The organism is Paenibacillus sp. Soil724D2 (assembly GCF_001427935.1).
In the GTDB taxonomy this organism is placed as follows: domain Bacteria; phylum Bacillota; class Bacilli; order Paenibacillales; family NBRC-103111; genus Paenibacillus_E.
In genome coordinates, this window is record NZ_LMRY01000045.1 from 160,029 (window position 1) to 175,988 (window position 15,960).

The following is a 15,960-nucleotide window of genomic DNA, read 5'->3' on the forward strand; positions in this document are numbered from 1 at the left end:
ACAGATCCGACGACCTTGCGCACAATTTTTGTGCGCTGGCGTCCGGTCGCGACAGATCCGACGACCTTGCGCACAATTTTTGTACGCTAGCATCCGGTGGCGACCGATCCGACGACCTTGCGCACAATTTTTGTGCGCTAGCGTCCAGTGGCGACCGATCCGACGACCTTGCGCACAATTTTTGTGCGCTAGCGTCCGGTGGCGACCGATCCGACGACCTTGCGCACAATTTTTGTGCGCTAGCGTCCRGTGGCGACCGATCCGACGACCTTGCGCACAATTTTTGTGCGCTNCGACCTTGCGCACAATTTTTGTGCGCTAGCGTCCAGTGGCGACCGATCCGACGACCTTGCGCACAATTTTTGTGCGCTAGCGTCCGGTCGTGACAGATCCGACGACATTGCGCACAATTTTTGTTCGCTAGTATTCCTTCTCTCCATACTACCAAATTTACCAAGTAAATTAGAAAGGGAGTATCCTCATGATCTACCTCGAAACTTATACTTTGCTATTATGCCAAGGATAAACGACCCCGTCGTCCATCTAGGACGAGCGCGCTACCCTGAAAATTAAAAATTTTCATTCATCAGTGGTGCCGCAACGCGGCATGGAAGTCTTATCTACGCAAATAGACGTGTATCTCTTAGAAAAGAAATACACGTCCTTCGTAGAAACGGCACAGACTGTAGGATTCACTCCCTGTTCTTTTAGGCTTTTCTTAATTGTCTATACGCGGCGGGCTTGTCGGACACACGTTTTTCAAACTCTTTGAGGAAATGATGATAGTTAGCGTACCCGATCTGCTCCGCGATCACGCGAATCGTTTCATCCGATTCACACAGCATTCGCTTCGCCTCATGAATGCGCAGATCATGAATATACTCAATCATGCCTACGCCGCACCTCTTCATGAACGCTTGGCCTAAGTAAACCGGGTTCATAAAGAACCGTTCTCCGATATCTTTAATCGTTAGCGTTTCCCGATAATGTTCTTGGATATAACGCTCAATAACCCGAAGGGGATGGCCCGAGAATTTGTCTTTATGCTGCTTCAACTGGCTCAAATACTGCTGCATATATACCTGCAGGGATTCCTCCACTTCTTTTAAGGAACGATGCTCCCTTCTCAAAAAATCGCGAACACGAGGCAGTGCCTCTGAATCGATGCCCATTTCCCGCATGACGGCAGCGCTCTTCAGAACAATGCGGATGACCAACAAATGGACGACTTCCCGAGCCGTTTTGTTAGCAGACAGCATCACAAACATTTGTTTAATCAGCTCGCCAATCCGTTTCACCTGAAGCGCCTCGATCGCAATGTGAATGTCGTCTACGATAGAAACCGCATGGAGGTCATAGCTAATTTGCCTGAGATGAATCGTTTCGTAATCGAGTGGACCCCCTGATACATGAAAGAAATGATGCACGGATGCCTCTAGAGCACCTGTATACGAATCTGCAATATGTCGGAGGGAGTCCACCCGTGGTCCTATCGAAAGACAGCATTCGATACCGTGCTGACGAAGATCTTCATATACATGTTGAGCCCACTCCTTGATATCAGGGACAGACGGCATGACAAGCCCCTCCTGATTCCCAAATAAATCAATGGGATAAACTTTCTGCGACTGTAAGTACCTCGCATCCAGTTCATGCTCTGTGCCGCTCAACCATTCGAAATGGATATACCTCCATCCCTGATCTCCTAGTACCAAAGGATTCAGTATCTCACCTACGTTCTCGTCCGTTGCCGAAATTTCTCCCCGAATTATCTGAGCAAGCATAGTCGGTACAAGACGATTAGCAACAAGGTCATTTCGTACCTTTTGCTGTTCTCGGTGCTGCAGCTCCTGAATAACAAGTTGAATGATAGCATCCCATTCCCTATCTAAAGCTGGTTTAAGCAAATAATGCTTAACCCCGTACCTCAGGGCAGATCGAGCGTATTCAAAATCGTTGTACCCGCTTAAAATAATGAATACCGGATCACTGCCTGCTTTTTGCACCCTTTCAATCAATTCTAAACCGTCAATCACCGGCATCCGAATATCTGTTACCACGAGATCGGGCTTGCAGGCTTCAATACAGGCCAATGCTTCTTCGCCATTCTCGCACATTCCCACAATTTCAAAGCCAAGCTCTTCCCACTCCATCATGAGCCTTATCCCTTCCAAGGCAAAAGGCTCGTCATCAGCAAAAATAACTTTATACATGTCCAATAGCCTCCTCCTGGTTCTTGATGAGACTCAAAGGGATTTGAATCGTAACGCTTGTCTTTTCGAAGGGGATACTTTCAATATGGAAGAGAGAACGTTCTGCGTAAAACAGATTTAAGCGGCGGTACACGTTGCGAAGTCCGATGTTCTTGCCGTTGTCTTCTCCCTTAAATAGACTCTGAACAATCTCATCCAGCTTCGCACTGTTCATACCGATTCCGTTATCTTCGACCTTCATGAGCAAGTTCATTCCTGCTCTCTCTACAGATATTCGAATCCTGCGATTCCCTTTAACCGATTGAAGACCATGTTTGCAAGAGTTCTCTACGAGCGATTGAATACTCATCTTTGGGATCCGATACGCGAGAACAGATTCGTCAACGGACAATTCATAGTGAAACCGATCTTGGAATCGGAATTTCTCGATCTGGAGGTACATTTCGGTAAAGCTTAACTCTTCTTCTACGGTTACCAAGTCCTCTTTCCAGCTTAGCAGCCTTCTCAGAATTTGGGACAAGTTTTGTATGATTTCCGTCACATGCTCATAGCGATATTTCTTACAGACTACGAGAATCGCGTTTAACGTATTGAACAGGAAATGAGGATCTACCTGACTTTGCAAATATTTCAGCTCTGCCTGCACGCGTTCGAGCTCCAAATCTTTTTTTTGAATTTCGAGTTTGTATACGTCATTGATTAAATTGCGTATTTTCCCTGTCATCAGATTAAAGCTGCGAAGAAGATTGCCGATCTCATCTTTCCCTTCATACATCGTGATGGGTTCAAACCTCTCGTTTTTCACCAATTGCATATGTTTGGAGAGCTTTCGTACCCGGAAATTAAAGGAATGCATAATGATATAAATCAATATCGTCGGAATAATCGTAGAGATGAGTGTCAGCCATATAAAAAAGTGGATAACCCCTTTCCTCTCCTCCGCGATTCGACTTCCCTCCGGAATCCCGATCAGCCGCCAGTTAAGCATGTAACTGGCGGTACTGAGAGGACTGACGAAGCTATTCCCAGGTAAGCCTGCCAGCTGATTATCGCTAGATACAGGCAGGATCTGCAACAGAGGGTCAACACCTTTAAATGTACCTGCTGATTCCAAAACAAGCTGATTTTCCTCATCCACGAGCTTGATTTGCAAGTAATCGTGTTCTTTATCAAACAGCTCCAGCAGCTTATCCATCCGAATATCGATGCGCAGATATTTGGAGAATGCCATAAGGTCAGGGAAATTGTCCAGCTTCCGACTAATGCTGACATATACCAATTTCTCCTCGGGATTCATGGGATTCGTATCCAAATAAGCGGTCACTGTCACCTTATCTTTCTTTTCGTTCATCTTCTGGTACCATTTACTCTGCAGATCACTGGGCTTAAGCACAAAGTAACTTCCACCATTGGATAGCGTTGGGTTAGAGGTATACACGCCAATCCAAGATATATATGGGTAAATATTCGGATACTGACCCAATTTATCTCGGAGGTAACGATCGTATTCTTCGTAATAGGCGACATTATCAGAGTACGTATATTCAAGCATTTCATTAAAGACACGGTCAGCGGATACGGCGTTGCCAATCACGACACCTTCGTTTACCATTTGCATGATTTCACTTCCGACCCGATTCAGGGAAATTCGCAAGTTGTCCATCTCTCTACGTTCCGTGTTTTTGCTATCCTGCATGTAAAATAAACCGTTTATACACAAAATGGGAAGCAGCACACACATCAAGTAAATGATCAGAAACTTGAATTTCAGCGGAATATCATTAACTATACTTAACAGCTTCCATCTCCGGCTCATATGCGATCTCCTTGTCAGTTGTAGGTCATCCCTTTTTGTAGGCAGAGGGTAACAGGCCGGTAAGTGCCTTGAACTTGGTTACGAACTGTTCAGAATCTGAGTAGCCGACACGATTAGCGACATCGGATATTTTCAGTTCTTCACGACGAAGTAATTTTTTGGCCTCGTCAATTCGTACGACATGTAAATATTCATTGAAGGTGAGGCCAACTTGTTTCTTAAACCTTTGGCCAAAGTAGGCTGGATTCAGCCGAAAATGCTCTGCGACATGCTGGAGTTGCAGCTTTTCGCTGTAATGCGATTTGACGTAGTCTTCCGCTGCGGATATGACCGCATCTTGCCCTATGCCTTTCTTCTGGCCAATCCACTCTGCAGCTTGCAGGAATTCCCGCATGACCTTGCGTTCCAAGAGGCCAAGATCCGTTGGCACGTATGAAATGAACCAATCCGGGGCCCACACATGCTCACCTCCAGATTGGGTAACAACCTTAAAAATTTCGAGCTTAATGTTGCCTAAATAAGCGCTCAGCCAAGATCCGGAGACGGACTGCCTCGAAAGAGCGATGAATAAATGGTGCACGTGGGCTCGTACCGTTTCTGGACACCCACTACCGACGGCAGCTAGGATGGATTCCGTCATTCCAACAAAGGCAGGCAGTGTCTCCGCTGACCACTCTCCTTGATAGATGTAAATCCCTTCCGCTCCAGAAGGGAACTTGCACATTTCGGCCAAAAGTCCCTCACGGAATGCTTCTTTTAACGCATGCGGCCCCTTGTGTTCGCCGCTTACCGAAAACGAGAGCTCTCTACCCCCGTTATTTCGTATACTGGCAATTAGCTCTGTAATCATTGCGGGAGAAAGATCGCGCTCCTCTGGCCCCGAGACCAGTAAGAATCCATGCCGTTCTTTGCCTACCCCAAATGGAAGTAAAGTCGTCGCTTGAGGAAGCTTGATCCTATCCACAATAACCTGTATCAGGTCCGATTGGACATAAGCCTGAACGTCAGGTTCAAGTAAGATGCAGCGGAAGCTTGAACATTCATGAAGATCTAACAAGGCATTCGCTTGCTCAATCCATTTCTGCCTGATTTCTCCCTGCAATAACCTTGAAATCGTTTCCAATCGTAAGCAACCCAAGGCAGCGCTTTCGTACTGGCTGTGAGCTTCACGCTCCTGGATCGTATTCGCGACCGCTTCAACCGCAGCTATAAGCTCCGCTTCAATTAAAGGCTTCATCAAATAATTGGCCACACCATGTCGCATAGCTCTTTTGGCATATTCGAAATCCGCGTATCCGCTCAAAATAATAAATTTCATTTCAGGATACAGGCAGGAAGCTTGTTCAATCAATTCCAAACCATCTATGACAGGCATTCGAACATCCGTCAGCACCAAATGAGGCAGGGTCGACGCCATCATGGCTAATGCGTCTTCGCCATCCGGCGCTTCCCCGCATATTTCAAAGCCTAGCTTATTCCAATCAATCATTGACCGCAATCCCTCTAGCATGTAGGGCTCGTCATCGGCAAACATGACCCTTAACATGGGAAACACCTCATTTCAGGGAGTAGATATGTCTATTATAAAGGAAAGGATCGGCCTAAACAAAGCAAAAACCGTCCCAGCTCCGAGCTGAAACGGAAAATGATTATCATCATGGTTTATTCCTTCTTACTCTTTGACGCTTCCAAGGTTCATGCCGACGATAAAATACTTTTGCAGGAAAGGATACACGAATAGAATCGGAACCGCCGCCACAATCGTGATCGCCGAACGTATGGAAGCAGGCGTAACCATGGCCTTCGTTTGATTTGTGTTTGCCCCTGACATCAGACCGGGATCATTGTTGCTGCTCATCGTTGATCCAAGCAGCTTCATCATTTCGTACTGAAGTGTACTCAGCTTCAAATCAGACGAAGCATACAGGAATGTATCGAACCAGGAATTCCAAGAGCCAACTGCAATAAACAAGGCGATGGTCGCTAGTACAGGCGTACACAGCGGGAATATGATGCGTATAAATATGGTGAAATCACCGGCCCCGTCCATTTTCGCAGACTCAACCAAGCCTGATGGAAGCGTTCGAATATACGTCCGAATGACAATGAGATTAAATGCATTCACCATTCCTGGGAGCACATACACCCAGAAGTTATTCAGAAGCCCCAGGCTTTTGATCAGAAAGTAGTTAGGAATAAGTCCTGCATTAAAATACATCGTCAACACAAAAATTAAACCGATGATTTTACGAAAAATATAGTGGGGCTGTGCTAGTGTATACGCTAACATGGTGGTAAGGAATACACCTATTACCGTCGCTGTAATCGTACGAGCGACTGAAATCCACGCCGCATGGTAAATCGTACCGGAAAGGAAAATCGCCTTATAATTTTGCAATGACCATGAACGAGGCCATATATAGATGCCTCCCCGAAGCGCATCATTGCCCTCATTGAATGAAATCGTTAGTGTATGAAGGAACGGATATAAGGTTACTATAGCAAGAACGAGCATGAAGATGCCGTTAATCGTATGGAACAGAATCGGCTCCATCCGAATTCTGCGCGCAGTCGTTGTTCTCATCGTCATCTCTCCTTTATATCAACCGCTCTTCACCAAGGCGCTTGGCGGTAGAATTTGCAATTAGAATAAGGATTATGCTTACAACTGTTTTGAAAATACCTGCCGCAGTGGCCAGCGAATAGTTGCCTTGAGCAATCCCGTACTTTAGAACGAAAATATCAATCGTTTGCGACCAGTCGACGACCAATCCATTGCCGAGCAGGTACTGAATTTCAAAGCCTGCATCCAGAATATGTCCGATGTTCATGATTAATAGAATGATAAATGTCGACTTGATCCCAGGCAGTGTGACGTAAAGGATCTTCTGGTAACGGTTTGCACCGTCGATCCCAGCAGACTCATACAGCGACGGATCGATCGAGGTGATAGCTGCAAGGTAAATGATGGTATTCCATCCCACCTCTTTCCACACATTAGACAAGCCCACAATCCCCCAAAAATATTTGCCCTCACTAAGCCACATCACAGGTTCATTAATAAGGTGCAGCTTCATCAACAACTGATTAATGATACCATCGTCGACGGATAGCGAAGTTGCTACAATACCCGCAGCAATGATCCATGACAGAAAATGAGGCAGATAAGAAATCGTTTGGATGGATCGTTTCCAGAAACGAACTTTAATTTCATTCAGTAATAGAGCTAAAATAATGGCTGTTGCAAAGCTAAGAACCAAATTGATCATACTCATAGCAAGCGTGTTGCGAAGCACGGTCAAGAACGTATCATCTTGAAAGAGAAATTTAAACTGCTTCAACCCCACCCACTGCTGTTTGGAAAATTTCAAAGCCGGACGATAATTCTGGAACGCCATCAACCAGCCCCAAATCGGTACATAATTGAAAATCAGAATATAAATCACGATGGGAAACGACATCAGCATTAACTGCTTCTGATTTTTGAGCGTCTTCCAACTTAAACCGACGCCGATTTCCGGATCAATTTTTTGCTTTTTCGTTGGTCTTTTGGACAGTATGGTCTCGGCCATCGACATTCCCTCCTAGGAAGTAAAGCGGAGAAGACCCTGAGTCTCCCCCACTCTACTACATGTTCTATTTTTTATTTGCTGCCCCAATTCTGAATACGCCAGTTAATTTGTTCATTAATACGATCTTCGTAGGCTTTGAAATTACTTTTGGAAATCTGTTCCACATATTCCTTCCATACACCTTCAAAGTCATCCGGTTTGGCCATAATAGCTTTCGGCAAATATTTTATGGCAAGGTCGTTCAGCTTCGTATTGGCCACTTTGGCTGGTGAACCATCCACCAGATCAATGCTCCACGCTGGGTAGTATACGGGATTTTCTACAGGTGATTTGAAGAACTCTGCCCATGTCTTATGGTTGTATGCCTTCAGCACTTCCTGATCCTGCGGCTTCAAGCTGTCAAAGAACTCCTGTGGCTGTGATCCCGGATCTGTTGCATTTCCGTCACTATACGTCCCTTGCATCTTAGGCAGGCCACCAAAGAACCCATCCGCTTTATTCGCTAGCTTCCATGTATTATCGTCTGCTTTCGCGCGCTGTTCAGGCGTACGGTAGAACTTACCATCCTTTACCTCATAATCCTCGCCTTGAATACCCCATTGGAGTGTCTTCTGCCAATCTTCGGTCATTAGTGAGTCAAGGAATTTGATGATTTGAACCGGATCCTTGGCTTTCGTCGAAATCCCGAATCCGCGGTTGATGTTCAAAACTGGACGGTCACGATAGTACTCTTTGGCACCTGGATATAAGAGCGGGAACCCTACGTATGTGCTGCCGAATTTACCTTGTGATTTCAAAGAATTTTCTCCATCGCCAAAGTTCCAGTGCTGGTCGAACATCCCAATGACGCGGCCACTGGCAATTTTAGCTAAGTACTGATCGTAGTTCTGTACCAGTGCCTCTCTATCCATCAAGCCTTGCGCATTGATCTCATTCAGCTTCTTGTAATAGGTCTTGGCAATATCCTTGTCCGCAAAAATTTGCGCTTTCCCGTTTTCGACGATAACACCACCGTCATTTGGGTGACCAGCTAAATGCTCAGGCGGATTAAGCAGCGGGAAGTTTCTCCAGTCGAAGCTCAACGTCTCAAACCCGATCATATCTGGATGTTTCGCTTTATATTTCGCAATGATATCGAAATAATCGTCCAACGTTTTAGGAGTTGGATAACCCAATTCCTTCAGGACATCCTTTTGCAGGTAAAAGCCAGGTCCTTCATACGTAGTATCGTTAACTTGACCACTGAATACACCGTAAGCTGGCAGAACATAAAGGTGACCGCTTGCAGGATCCTTGGCCTGATTCAACACGGAGGCATAGTGCTTTTTCAGATTCGGTGCGTACTTGTCAATCAGGTCCTCGAGGGGAATAAAAGCACCGGCCGCAATTAGTTTATCATCCCCGGACATAATATCCGCATAATCACCACCGGCAATCATAACGCCCATCTTCTGCTGCAGGTCACCGACCAGAAACTCCATTTTTAGGCTAACGCCAGTTTTATCTTTAATCATCTTGTAGATCTTGTTGTCAGGAGTCGGCTGTTGGCCAGGGCCACCAATGAACACAGATAATGTAACTGGCTTGATCGCGTCGTTTTTCGTTGCTGCCGGACTTGTCTGACTACCGCTAGGTGATGCGGTGCTATTCGCAGCATCACCATCCTTCGAGTTGCTGCAGGCTGATAGTGTCAGTCCTAGTGCCAGAACGGGTACCAATGCTGCTAAAGCGTGCCGTTTTACTTGTTTAACCATTTTCTAGTCCTCCCTTATTGTCTCCATGAAGATGCATGATCCTTTTAGGCCAAACACTTATTTACTTACACTATTTATTATACCTCTCAAGAATACGCTTACAATTCACAGAATATAGGTCTTACCCCTACGAATTACAGTCATGTAAATCTAATGTTCGACTAAATAAGTCAACCCATCTACGGCTGTTTACTTCAAGCAAGGTTGTCCTTCCGCACCTAAACAAGGATCCGCCTCCACACATTTTGAGCCTATTTAAATCAGTCGTCAAGAAGCTTTTCCTTTCTTACCCGTTCCATTACATTCTGGGCAAAAGAACTTCGGTTCCTCACCGTCCTCATCTCCCCATGTACATTCATACACAATGAAATCAGGAACCTGGTCTATGCACCCACATTCTAGACTCACATAATCAATAAAAACTTTTGGATCATTCATTCCGAGCCAATCTTCTAGCGTACCTTTCATCCTTTTGGCTGGCTCATCCAGCAGCTTCTGCTCTTTATTTTTTTGTCTTTCATAAGCTTGCATTCCCCATTTTTTCTCAAGTTCTCGTTCCCGCTCTTCGTCATAATAATATATTCGCCCGTAATCTGCATACCTAATAACCACAAGATGCATCCTTTGCTTGCAACAAGGTCACCCCAGGGGGGCGCTGTCAGGACCCTGAAAAGCAGGAATTGTTCAAATAAACATTTGAAGCAGTTAAAAAAATTGATCCAACGCGAATTGATCGAATCTTGTTCCAAGATGAGTCGATGATTCGTGACAATCAGGCGTTAGCTCATACCTGGTTTCCTAAAGGACAGCAAAAGAAAATCCCCACATTCGGCAAGCATCAAGGCGTAAAACTGATCGGTATACTTGATTATGAAAGCGGCGAAGTGTTTTGTATAGTAGAGGAACAGTATGATGCCGGTGTGTTTCTGCGCTTCCTGGAACAAGCTGTTGATCGCTATCCTGGAGAAAAGATTGTTATTAATACTTGCAAAGACGTCATAACCCGCAGTCTGACCACCTGCGTCGTAGACTACGCTCGTGACGGTGTCGAAGGTCGATCCGCTTGAACGATGGTCGACGGTTCTCTCATTTGCGAAGTTGACGCGATACTGGCCGTCGTCGTTCGATTGTGATCCTGATCCACGAAAATCTCAATGGAATCTTGTTCCCAAGGGTTTTGCGAATCTGCTGCTCCAAGATAAGTTGCGCTTAAAGTTTCTGAAATCGGAGAAAAAAGAGAACATCGTGAGCGTTTCCGCTCACCTCGGATTGATTGGTGGGTTTTGGTGCAACTATTGAAACTATAAAAAGATAGCCGTCTTATTGTTGGTTGACTATGCTGTCAAACCAAACAATTTTTTGATTAATTCAACTGCAGAGAGGACAGACGAATGATTGCATTCGACCTGTCCTTTCCTTATCATGTGCATGACTTCGATTCCCGCGATAGTTTTTTCGGCAGTTTTGAAAGACTTAAATCCCAACATTGGTTTTATGATTTTCTTTATGAATCGATGATCTTGTTCAATAATATTGTTGAGATATTTCTGTTGTCGAAGTAACGTTTCTTGATTCATAACTTTCTCGTCCTTCAATTGCTGGACTGCGGCAGGGTACGCTGGGTTTTTGTCGGCAGTGATCACGCGTGGCGATTGATTGTGTGGTGAAGTCAACATCTACGCGGTCAATGACGACCTTCAATCGGAACCTTGAGATCCCGTCCATGCTGACATCATGATCCAACAACTCGTCTTGGACCCCATTCTTGGATTGTAGAATCCCCAGGCATATTCCCCACTCTTCATGATGAGTTAACCGTAAATAGACGTAATCTTTCGTATCATAATAGAGTATAAGCCCCGCCATCTGTTGAAAATGATCGGGAACGAATTCTAGACACGTCTCCGCTTCACAGCGGAAAGTTTGCTGCCGGCGGGCTACTAGGCTTTGCCTGTGCATTGAGATCAGCGATTCCATCCCCCGCAGCCTGAGATAACCAGGCCTATCATTCAGGCTTAACCAAGACGGATCGGCGGGAATCCGCAGCGTGCTCCAATGAACGTTCAGCTCCAGCCCGTCAAAATCATCTTTCTCAGGCTCAGGCCCGAAAGGATAAGGTTGCAAATCCGGCGCTTGGACATGAAGCAGCGGGTAACGGCTTCCTCCGGCGAGCCGCAGCCAACCATCTTCGGTCCATTCGCAGCGCTGAATTGCAGTTTCCCTGCCGAGGTTGCAGTATTTATCCTTGACGGGACGAGCGCATAAGTGAACCATATACCATTCCCCCGCAGGCGTATTCACGAGGCTGGCATGCCCAGACTTTTGCAAGGTGAGATCAGCTCTTCCCGCAGAGGTCAGAATCGGATTCTGCGGATCTACTTCATAAGGCCCCTGAATATTACGGGAGCGAGCCATTGTGGCGGCATGGTTGTACTGCGTTCCTCCTTCTGCAGTCAACAAATAATAATAGCCGTTGTATTTATAAAGGTGAGGACCCTCAGTCAGCTTCAATTCCGTTCCTTTGAAAATGTTTGTGATCGGGTCGATCAGTTTTTGCTCCTCAACTGAATATTCTTGCAGTACGATGCCTGCGAATCTGTTATGCCCTTTGCGAAAGTCCCAAAGCATATTGACGAGCCACTTGCGTCCATCATCGTCATGAAATAAAGACGGATCGAATCCACTGCTGTTCAGGTAAATAGGCTCCGACCAAGGCCCACTAATATCTGTAGCTGTTACCAAATAGTTATGGGTATCCTTGAAAGCTCCAATTCTGCTTTTTACATCCGTGTAGATCAAATAATAAACACCGTTATGATAGCTTAAACATGGCGCCCAGATTCCACCGGAATCCAAGTTGCCCTCCATATTTAATTGAGACTTTCTTGTTAGCGGGTGACGAAGCAGCCTCCAATGTACAAGATCCTTTGAATGATGAATTTGAACGCCGGGAAACCATTCAAACGTGGACGTGGCAATTTAGTAATTATCATCTACCCTAAGAATAGAAGGATCTGGATTGAATCCGGGCAAAATTGGGTTCGTAATATGGGTCATCTTATCATTCCTCTCCTAATTGTTCTGCACAGCCAATGCTTTTGTACCTGCTTCCAAAACAGCGAGAATACGATCCACATCATAAACACTCCCTGCCCAGGTTCCACCGCTGACAGACTGTAAGGCAGCCCATAAACGAGTATCTGCAGGTAGATTTTCGTCTGCGGCAAGCTCCGGGTGAGGGTCGCGGGCAGCAAGCACACGGGCTCCTTCTTCAGGGGGCAGCAATTCGCCACCATCGCCTAGAAAATGGATGCTGCCTTCCAAACGATTTCGGTCAACTACGATGTCGATTGTATCACCATCCCGTAGTTTACCAATCGGACCGCCAGCTAGCGCTTCAGGTCCAACATGACCAATGCAGGCACCTGTGGATACGCCCGAAAACCGGGCATCGGTAATTAGGGATACGTATTTGCCGAACGGCAAATGCTTTAATGCTGAGGTTAATTGATAGGTCTCCTCCATCCCGGTACCCAATGGTCCGCGCCCGATCAACACCATAATATCTCCAGCTTGAATGCCGCCTTTCTTGATTGCCGAGATAGCCGTTTTCTCCGAGGTAAACACCTTGGCATTGCCCCGATGGCGGTAAACCCCATCCTCTCCAATGGTTGTCGGGTCAATTGCCGTCGATTTAATCACCGATCCTTCCGGAGCCAGATTCCCAGTAGGAAACGTAACTGTCGAGGTCAACCCTCTTTCTTTGGCACGTTCTGGACTCATAATAACGTTGTCCGGATCGATGCCGTCCATTTCCATAAGCAGACTTCTCATCCGCCCTCGGCGCTCGCTCGTTTCCCACCAATCCAATACAGTACCCAGCGTTTCACCGGTTACGGTCAACGCACTTTCTTTCAGTACCCCCAAGCGTCGGAGATGCAGCATCACTTCCGGTACCCCTCCGGCCAAGAATACGCGCACAGTCGGATGATATTCCGGACCATTCGGCAATACGCTGACTAACCTTGGTACGTCTTTATTGATACGAATCCAGTCTCGAACAGTCGGAACGGGCAGCCCTGCCGAATGAGCGAAAGCAGGGATATGCAGCAGTAAATTGGTCGATCCGCCGAAGGCCGCATGAACAACCATCGCATTGTGGATGGACGCTTCGGTCAAAATATCCTTCATCCGGATTCCTTTTTCCTCGAGCGTCATCATTGCCCGGGCCGACTGCCTGGCCATCTCTTCCCACACGGGCTGTCCCGACGGTGCAAGCGCAGCGTGAGGCACCGTCATGCCCATAGCCTCTGCAATAACCTGCGAAGTAGCTGCCGTTCCAAGAAACTGGCAGCCTCCGCCCGGTGTGGCACAAGCCCGGCAGCCAAGGTCGGCAGCATCTTCCAGGCTGATTTCGCCATTAGCATACCTTGCACCTATGGTTTGGATTTTCCCGGCATCTTCGCCCTCCGTAGGAGGTAATGTCACTCCTCCGGGCACAATTACGCAAGGGAGTTCGTGCATCCCGGCGAGAGCAATCATCATGGCAGGCAGTCCTTTGTCGCAGGTCGCCACACCGAGCACTCCTTTGCGCGTCGGCAAGGAGCGGATGAGTCGCCGGAAAACGATCGCTGCATCGTTGCGATAAGGCAGGGAGTCAAACATGCCTTCCGTTCCCTGGGACCTACCGTCGCAAGGGTCGCTCACATATCCGGCGAAAGGAACCCCTCCGCTTTCTGTGATCACCTCTGCAGCAGCCTGCGTCAGCAGGCCAACTTCCCAGTGACCGGTATGATAACCGAGCGCGACAGGACTGCCGTCTTCCTTACGTATGCCCCCTTGCGTGCTTAACAACAGATACTGTTTACCCTTCAGGCGAGACGGTTTCCACCCCATCCCAACATTTTGGGTAAGTCCGAACAACTCTCCGCTGGGAGCATGCAATAACATTTCTTTTGTTAGCGGCAATGAGCCTTTTGGGCCTTGCGCGTGCGTACGGATTGTAAACAAATCGTTATTTTCATTTGCCATAATCGATTTTAATTGCTCTCTCATTAACCCTCCACCCTTCCGAATTAGGTTTCAATGCAAAAGTGATACGCTTAAGCTTTGAGAAATACCGTTTTTATCGAAGTGAAAAATTCAATGGCCGCCTGGCCTTGCTCGCGCGAATGAGAGCTAGACTGCTTCATACCGCCGAACGGAGCCTGCAACTCCACTCCGGCTGTCTCGGAATTAATTCTTACTAAACCGGCGTCCATATCTTGAATAAACGAAAGAATGTTGCCTATGCTTTGCGTGTAAATAGAAGCGCTCAGACCATAATCCGAATCGTTAGCCAGTTGAATGGCTTCTTCCATGGATTCAACCTGAATTAGCGCGAGGACCGGGCCGAATATTTCTTCCCGGGCAATCGCCATTTCCGGAGTTACTTTATCGAACACGGTGGGCTGAATATAGAAGCCTTCGGCGAGATCCGGGTGATCTGGTGATGCTCCGCCGAATAACAGCTCAGCTCCTTCCTCTATTCCTTTTTGAATGTAGGACTGCACCGTTCTTAGCTGATTTTCGTTTGCGCAAGGGCCGAGCCATGTACCGGCATCTAATCCATGACCAACTGTTAAACCTTTTAATTTGCTCAGGAGCTTTTCTTTGAAAGTTTCATACACATCACGCATCACAATGACACGGCTTGTTGCCGTACATTTCTGTCCTGTCGACCGGATTCCGCCACTGATCGTCGCGTCAACCGCCAAATCCAAATCGGCATCTGCAGCTATAATGATCGGATTTTTCCCTCCCATCTCAAGCTGATATTTCGCCCCTCTGGCCAGTGCCGCCTGACCGACCCGTTTGCCAACTTGATTGGAGCCGGTAAACGTAATTCCGTTTACATCCGGATGCTCTGCAAGACCTTGCCCGATCACAGATCCGCTGCCGGTCACCATATTTAATACACCGGCAGGAAGTCCCGCTTCTGCAATGCATTCTACGACTTTGGCAGCCGTTACGGCCGTCTCCTGAGCAGGCTTCAGCACAACCGTATTGCCATAGATTAAGGCTGGCGCCATTTTCCATATCGGAATCGCCACTGGAAAATTCCAAGGTGAAATAACTCCGACAACCCCAAGCGGTACACGGGTCGTAAACATCAGCGCTTCGCTGTCCGTGGAGGGTATCACTTCTCCGATCTTCCGCATCCCTTCACCGGCATAATAGCGCAGGATGGCGATCCCTCGTGCCGTTTCGCCTTTTGCTTCCGGCAATGTTTTGCCCATTTCACGCGTCATCGTCTCGGCAATTTCATCGATGCGTCTTTCCAGCGCATTGGCCGCTTTAAACAAGTAGTCGCCTCTTGCCGAGCCCGATAACTTTCTCCAACCTTGCTGTGCCGCTTTGGCGGACGCAACCGCTTGGTTCACTTCCTCCAATGACGACGACTGCACATAGCCCACGACTTCAGTTCTTTTAGCTGGGTTTATGCTGGGAACCGTTTGCCCAACGCTAGCAGGACACCATTCACCGTTTATATAGTTTAAATAAGTTTGCCCTCCAACAAATACGGATGTCATATATATTCCTCCTTAAATGTATGTTATCTACCA

The 15,960-nt window shown here is 47.0% G+C and carries 10 protein-coding genes and 3 pseudogenes; 1 reads left to right on the plus strand and 12 read right to left on the minus strand.

Annotation, left to right across the window (positions count from 1 at the left end; translation table 11 throughout):
* Positions 1-707 precede the first annotated feature (707 nt).
* From ASG85_RS27560 to ASG85_RS37315, 7 genes are all read right to left on the minus strand, one after another.
* A complete protein-coding gene (locus tag ASG85_RS27560; RefSeq protein WP_057305770.1) occupies positions 708-2,213 on the minus strand; it encodes a response regulator in 1,506 nt (501 codons plus the stop codon).
* Entirely contained in the window at positions 2,206-4,029 is a 1,824-nt protein-coding gene (locus tag ASG85_RS27565; RefSeq protein WP_057305771.1) for a sensor histidine kinase, read from the minus strand. The genes ASG85_RS27560 and ASG85_RS27565 overlap by 8 nt, the downstream gene beginning before the upstream one ends.
* A 25-nt stretch (positions 4,030-4,054) precedes the next feature.
* Positions 4,055-5,575 carry a response regulator transcription factor gene (locus ASG85_RS27570; protein ID WP_060648369.1) on the minus strand — a complete coding sequence of 507 codons (1,521 nt, stop codon included), beginning with the start codon at positions 5,573-5,575 and terminating at the stop codon, positions 4,055-4,057.
* 126 nt (positions 5,576-5,701) lie between these two features.
* Complete coding sequence (locus tag ASG85_RS27575; protein ID WP_060648370.1) at positions 5,702-6,613, minus strand: carbohydrate ABC transporter permease; 912 nt, start codon at positions 6,611-6,613, stop codon at positions 5,702-5,704.
* A gap of 13 nt (positions 6,614-6,626) precedes the next feature.
* Positions 6,627-7,601 (minus strand): ABC transporter permease, encoded by a 975-nt coding sequence (locus tag ASG85_RS27580; protein ID WP_060648371.1) that lies wholly within the window; start codon positions 7,599-7,601, stop codon positions 6,627-6,629.
* Positions 7,602-7,672: 71 nt separating this feature from the next.
* Positions 7,673-9,355 carry an ABC transporter substrate-binding protein gene (locus ASG85_RS27585; RefSeq protein WP_057305775.1) on the minus strand — a complete coding sequence of 561 codons (1,683 nt, stop codon included), beginning with the start codon at positions 9,353-9,355 and terminating at the stop codon, positions 7,673-7,675.
* A gap of 267 nt (positions 9,356-9,622) precedes the next feature.
* Positions 9,623-9,967, minus strand: a complete 345-nt coding sequence (locus ASG85_RS37315) for a hypothetical protein (RefSeq protein ID WP_060648372.1) — start codon at positions 9,965-9,967, stop codon at positions 9,623-9,625.
* Positions 9,968-10,047: 80 nt separating this feature from the next.
* On the opposite strand from ASG85_RS37315, the pseudogene ASG85_RS27595 reads away from it, so the two are divergent.
* Positions 10,048-10,335: pseudogene (locus ASG85_RS27595) on the plus strand (transposase); the annotation flags it as partial.
* Positions 10,336-10,385: 50 nt separating this feature from the next.
* Here the strand turns inward: ASG85_RS27595 and ASG85_RS40000 are convergent.
* From ASG85_RS40000 to gucD, 5 genes and pseudogenes are all read right to left on the minus strand, one after another.
* Positions 10,386-10,679 (minus strand): sugar-binding protein, encoded by a 294-nt coding sequence (locus ASG85_RS40000; protein ID WP_200957474.1) that lies wholly within the window; start codon positions 10,677-10,679, stop codon positions 10,386-10,388.
* A gap of 10 nt (positions 10,680-10,689) precedes the next feature.
* Positions 10,690-11,004: pseudogene (locus ASG85_RS39460) on the minus strand (DDE-type integrase/transposase/recombinase); the annotation flags it as partial.
* A gap of 16 nt (positions 11,005-11,020) precedes the next feature.
* Positions 11,021-12,412 (minus strand): annotated as a pseudogene (locus tag ASG85_RS27605) (glycoside hydrolase family 43 protein); the annotation flags it as partial.
* 15 nt (positions 12,413-12,427) lie between these two features.
* The gene (locus tag ASG85_RS27610) at positions 12,428-14,410 is read right to left on the minus strand and encodes a YjhG/YagF family D-xylonate dehydratase (protein ID WP_057305779.1); all 1,983 of its coding nucleotides are present in this window, start codon (positions 14,408-14,410) and stop codon (positions 12,428-12,430) included.
* A 47-nt stretch (positions 14,411-14,457) separates the two neighbouring features.
* A complete protein-coding gene (gene gucD / locus ASG85_RS27615) occupies positions 14,458-15,927 on the minus strand; it encodes an alpha-ketoglutaric semialdehyde dehydrogenase GucD (RefSeq protein ID WP_057305780.1) in 1,470 nt (489 codons plus the stop codon).
* Between the last annotated feature and the right edge of the window lie 33 nt (positions 15,928-15,960).

What these genes read in the sequence shown, in the direction of transcription:
- ASG85_RS27560 (WP_057305770.1), bottom strand. Translation starts at nt 2,213, where the DNA reads ATGTATAAAGTTATTTTTGCTGATGACGAGCCTTTTGCCTTGGAAGGG.
- ASG85_RS27565 (WP_057305771.1), bottom strand. Translation starts at nt 4,029, where the DNA reads ATGAGCCGGAGATGGAAGCTGTTAAGTATAGTTAATGATATTCCGCTG.
- ASG85_RS27570 (WP_060648369.1), bottom strand. Translation starts at nt 5,575, where the DNA reads ATGTTAAGGGTCATGTTTGCCGATGACGAGCCCTACATGCTAGAGGGA.
- ASG85_RS27575 (WP_060648370.1), bottom strand. Translation starts at nt 6,613, where the DNA reads ATGAGAACAACGACTGCGCGCAGAATTCGGATGGAGCCGATTCTGTTC.
- ASG85_RS27580 (WP_060648371.1), bottom strand. Translation starts at nt 7,601, where the DNA reads ATGGCCGAGACCATACTGTCCAAAAGACCAACGAAAAAGCAAAAAATT.
- ASG85_RS27585 (WP_057305775.1), bottom strand. Translation starts at nt 9,355, where the DNA reads ATGGTTAAACAAGTAAAACGGCACGCTTTAGCAGCATTGGTACCCGTT.
- ASG85_RS27610 (WP_057305779.1), bottom strand. Translation starts at nt 14,410, where the DNA reads ATGAGAGAGCAATTAAAATCGATTATGGCAAATGAAAATAACGATTTG.
- gucD (WP_057305780.1), bottom strand. Translation starts at nt 15,927, where the DNA reads ATGACATCCGTATTTGTTGGAGGGCAAACTTATTTAAACTATATAAAC.